The following is a 4,441-nucleotide window of genomic DNA, read 5'->3' as shown; positions in this document are numbered from 1 at the left end:
TGCGGATTCCGATTCAATCCGGACGGGGATTCCGATTTGACGCCGGACAGCATTCCGGAATGAAGCCGGACACCGTTCCGATCAATTACCGGACACTTTCCCCACTCTGATGATCCCCTGGGTCAGCAACTCGGGCATCACCCTCCTCACGTCATCGAGGAGAATGGAATGCCCGCCAAGAGGAAGCTGACCATGAGACAGTTGAGACAGATGCTGCGCCTGGCCCGGGACGGCATCAGCGTGCGTGACATCGCCGAGAGGCTCGGGATCGCGCGCAGCACCGTCCAGGAGAACCTCAAGCGCGCCGAGCAGGCCGGCTTGAGCTGGCCCTTGCCCGGCGACCTGACCGACGAGGCCCTGGAGAACAGGCTTTTCGCCCGCGCCGGCGTCAAGCAGGGACAGCGCCGGCGGCCCGAGCCCCACTGGGCCGAAGCCATCGTCGAATTGAAGAAGCCCGGCGTCACCCTGCAAATCCTCTGGGAGGAGTACCGGGCCGTCCATTCCAACGGCTATGGCTACAGCCGCTTCTGCGAGCTCTTCCGCTCGTTTGAGAGCCGGCTCTCGCCGACCATGCGCCAGGACCATATTGCCGGCGACAAAGTGTTCGTCGACTATTCCGGCAAGAAGATCGCCATCGTTGATTCCGACACCGGCGAGATCCGCCAGGCCGAGATCTTCGTCGCCGTGCTCGGCGCCTCCAACTTCACCTACGCTGAGGCGACCTGGACCCAGTCCCTGCCGGACTGGATTGGCGCGCATGGGCGCATGTTCCGCGTCTTCGGCGGCGTTCCGCGCCTGATCGTGCCGGACAATCTCAAGTCAGGGGTCAACCGGGCCTCGTTCTACGATCCCGAGATCAACCGCAGCTACGGCATGATGGCCGCGCATTACGGCATCGGCATCCTGCCGGCGCGGCCACGAAAGCCCAAGGACAAAGCCAAAGTGGAGAATGGCGTGCGCTTTGCCCAGACCTGCATTCTCGGACGGCTGCGGCACCAGACTTTCTTCTCGCTGGCCGAAGCCAATGCGGCGATTGCCGGCGCGTGCGAGCGCATCAACGATCATGTCGTGCGCCGCCTCGGGGTCAGCCGCCGGCATCTCTTCGAGACGATGGAGCGCCCGGCGCTCGCGCCGCTGCCGGGCGACGACTACGAGTTCGCCGAATGGCGCTTCGTGCGGGTCGGCACGGACTATCACGTCGAGTACGACGGCTTCTTCTATTCGGTTCCGCACGGCCTGATCCGCGCGCAGGTCGACCTGCGGGCCACCAGCCGCACGATCGAGATCTTCCACCGCGGCCAGCGCGTGGCAACCCATCAGCGCCGCTACGGTGGGCGCCGGCACGGCACCGACCCGGACCACATGCCGAGTTCCCATCGGCGCTATGCCGACTGGACCCCGGAGCGCTTCCGCCGTTGGGCGGCGTCCGTCGGCCCTCAGACGGAAGGTCTGATCACGGCTATTCTGGCGCGCCGCCCGCATCCTGAGCAGGGCTTCCGGACTTGCCTCGGGGTTCTGCGCCTGTTGCGCGATCTCGAACCCGCTCGCGCTGAAGCGGTGTCGGCCCGCGCTCTCCAGATCGGGGCGCTCACCTCCAAGAGCATCGCCTCGATCCTGGCCAACCGCCTGGCCGCCCAACCCGCCCGCGACCCCGAGCCCACCGCCATTCTGGAGCACGCCAACCTGCGCGGCCCCGGCTACTTCCACTAAGGAGATCCTGCATGTTGACCCATCCCACTCTCGCTCTGCTGGCCGATCTTGGTCTTCACGGCATGGCCAGTGCCTTCAAGGCTCTGCAATCCCAGCCCGAGGCTCGGGCTCTCGAGCATGGCGACTGGCTTGCACTGCTGCTCGAACGCGAGGCGACGCTGCGCTGTCAGAAGCGGTTTGAGAGCCGGGCGCGGGCGGCCCGCCTGCGCCATGACGCGCATGTCGAGGATGTCGACTTCAGGGCGGCGCGCGGTCTCGACCGCGGGCTCTTTCTCAAGCTGGCCGGCTGCGATTGGATCCGTGAACGACGCGGGCTCCTGCTGACCGGACCAGCCGGGGTCGGCAAAAGCTGGTTGGCCTGCGCGCTGGGCCAGAAGGCGTGCCGGGAGGACTTCTCGGTCGCTTATCACCGTGCCCCGCGGCTGTTTGCGGCGCTTGGTCTGGCCCGCGGGGACGGCCGCTACGCGCGCATGCTCAAGGCGCTGGCCCGCGTGGATCTTCTCATCCTTGATGATTGGGGGCCCGAGAAGCTCGCTGACGATCAGCGGCGGGATCTGCTGGAGATCGTCGAGGACCGGTACGAGCGGCGCTCCACCATCGTGACGAGCCAGATCCCGGTCGACCGCTGGTATGAGATCATCGGCAATCCGACCATCGCCGATGCGATCCTGGATCGCCTGGTCCACAATGCTTACAGGATTGAACTGTCCGGCGAGAGCCTGCGCAAGCAGCGCTCCCCGGCCGCTGCATCATCGTCCGATTGACGACCGGCCAATCCCACTCCACCATCTCCCATGACCCAGGATCAAACGAGGAGAGTGTCCGGCTTCAGATCGGAACGCTGTCCGGAATGAAATCGGAATGGGTGTCCGGCTTCACCTTGGAATACGCGTCCGGCTTCACCGGTATCCGCAGCCATCTGCTCCAGCGTCTGCCTGGCCACAACGGAGGCGTCCGAGACGTGCAGTTCGTAGAATCTCCTGCGCACATGCGACCAGCAGGCCGCCAGCTGCACGCCTTCATTGGCTCCCTCAGGCCGGGCCAGTCGGTGATAGGCCGTGTAGCCGTCAACCTGCAGGATGCCGCGATAGCCCTCGAGATGGCGCGCCACGCACGCACCGGCCCGGCTGTCCTCGAAGCGGTAGACCACGATCGGCGGATCGCGGCCGCCAAACGGCCGATCATCGCGCACATAGGCCCACAGGTACGCGGTCTTGGCCTTGCCGGCTCCGGGCACCAGGGTCGGCAGGGTGGTCTCATCGGCAAAGATCCGCTCGCCCTGCTTGATCCGCGCCAGGGCATACGCGGCCAGGGGCTCAAGCTCAAACCCGACCTTGCCCATCCACTGCGCCATCTGCGAGCGCTCGATCACAACCCCGTCGCGGGCGTAGATCGCCTCCTGCCGGTACAGCGGCAGACCATCGGCGTACTTCGCCACGGCGATCTGGGCCAGTAGCGCCTCGGTGGGAATCCCGCTGGCGATGATCCGGGCCGGCGCCGGGGCCTGGATGGATTTGCTTCGCTTAAGTGGAGAGCGGTTTGCTAGCTATTCGGCCAGCCTTTCGAACTGAACCGGACTGACATAATCGAGTGTCGAGTGACGCCGGACGGGGTTGTAAAAGCCGTCGATGTAGTGGCCGATCGCCTGCTTGGCCTCGGCTCTGGTCTCAAAGACGGTGCGCCAGACCAGCTCAGATTTCAAGGTCTTGAAGAAGGTCTCAACAACGGCGTTGTCGAAGCAATTGCCTTTCCCGGACATTGAGATCTGGATGCCGTGTTTCTTCAGCGCGGCCTGATACTCGTTCGAACAATATTGACTGCCGCGATCCGCATGATGGATCAGCCCCTCACCAGGTCTTCGGATCGCCAGAGCCTTGCGCAGGGCTTCGAGCGCCAGTTCCTTGTGGAGGCTGTCACTGACCGCCCAGCCGACCACCCGGCGGGCGAAGAGATCGAGGACGACGGCCAGATAGAGCCAGCCCTCGTTCGTCCACAGATAGGAGATATCGGCCGCCCACTTCTCGTTCGGGCGCTCGGCCGAGAAGTCCTGCTCGAGCAGGTTGGGCGCGATCGGAAAGCCATGATGGCTGTCGGTGGTGCGCTTGAACCGCCGCTTCTGCCGGGCTTTCAACCCGTTCTCGCGCATCAGCCGAGCAGTCCGACGGCGACCGACCTTCAGGCCCTTATCCTGCAACTCGCAAGTCATGCGGGGACTGCCGTAGGTCTCATGCGAGCGGATGAAGGCCGAGCGGACATGGGCCAAGAGCACCAGGTCCTCCCGCTGACGGCAACTCGCCGGACGCGATCGCCAGGCGAAATAGCCGCTCTGGCTCACGCCGAGAACTTGGCACAGGCGGGTGACGGGGAACTCCTCTTTCGCCACATCGATGAACCGGAACTTCATCGACTTCCCTCCTTGGCGAAAAAAGCCGTGGCCTTCTTCAGGATCTCCCGCTCCTGGCGCAGGATCTCGTTCTCGCGCCGCAGTCGCTTCAACTCGGCCGCCATGTCCTCTTGGCGCTCTTCGGGCGGATCATCGATCTGGTGCTCGCGCCGGCGATCAATCCAGTGGCGCAGGGTCGACAGGCCGACCCCGAGATCCGCGGCAATCGCACGCCGGCTGCGGCCGCTGGTCAGAGCAAGCCGCACCGCCTCATCCTGGAACTCTCTCGTAAAGCGTGTCTGGGGCATGGAGATCCTCCTGCTTCATGAAAGGCTCTCCATTTTTTCG

The 4,441-nt window shown here is 64.8% G+C and carries 3 protein-coding genes and 1 pseudogene; 2 read left to right on the top strand and 2 right to left on the bottom strand.

Annotated elements, in window-relative coordinates; translation table 11 throughout:
• The first annotated feature begins 168 nt into the window (after nucleotides 1–168).
• Together istA and istB are read left to right on the top strand one after the other, a co-directional pair.
• Nucleotides 169–1,710 carry an IS21 family transposase gene (gene istA, locus DDF70_RS35625; protein ID WP_281024360.1) on the top strand — a complete coding sequence of 514 codons (1,542 nt, stop codon included), beginning with the start codon at nucleotides 169–171 and terminating at the stop codon, nucleotides 1,708–1,710.
• Nucleotides 1,711–1,721: 11 nt separating this feature from the next.
• Nucleotides 1,722–2,474, top strand: a complete 753-nt coding sequence (gene istB, locus DDF70_RS35620; RefSeq protein ID WP_114945129.1) for an IS21-like element helper ATPase IstB — start codon at nucleotides 1,722–1,724, stop codon at nucleotides 2,472–2,474.
• A gap of 149 nt (nucleotides 2,475–2,623) precedes the next feature.
• On the opposite strand, the pseudogene tnpC reads toward istB, so the two are convergent.
• Nucleotides 2,624–3,220: pseudogene (tnpC, locus tag DDF70_RS35615) on the bottom strand (IS66 family transposase); the annotation flags it as partial.
• 36 nt (nucleotides 3,221–3,256) lie between these two features.
• A protein-coding gene (locus DDF70_RS35610) for an IS3 family transposase (RefSeq protein WP_425374111.1) occupies nucleotides 3,257–4,401 on the bottom strand; the annotation gives its coding sequence in 2 pieces (ribosomal slippage) (nucleotides 3,257–4,143 and nucleotides 4,143–4,401; 1,146 coding nt in all).
• Between the last annotated feature and the right edge of the window lie 40 nt (nucleotides 4,402–4,441).

It is taken from the genome of Microvirga calopogonii (assembly GCF_003347665.1).
GTDB lineage: Bacteria > Pseudomonadota > Alphaproteobacteria > Rhizobiales > Beijerinckiaceae > Microvirga > Microvirga calopogonii.
The sequence above is the reverse complement of the archived record's forward strand: the minus strand, read 5'-3'. Positions and strand labels throughout refer to the sequence as shown.

What these genes read in the sequence shown, in the direction of transcription:
- istB (WP_114945129.1), top strand. Translation starts at nt 1,722, where the DNA reads ATGTTGACCCATCCCACTCTCGCTCTGCTGGCCGATCTTGGTCTTCAC.
- istA (WP_281024360.1), top strand. Translation starts at nt 169, where the DNA reads ATGCCCGCCAAGAGGAAGCTGACCATGAGACAGTTGAGACAGATGCTG.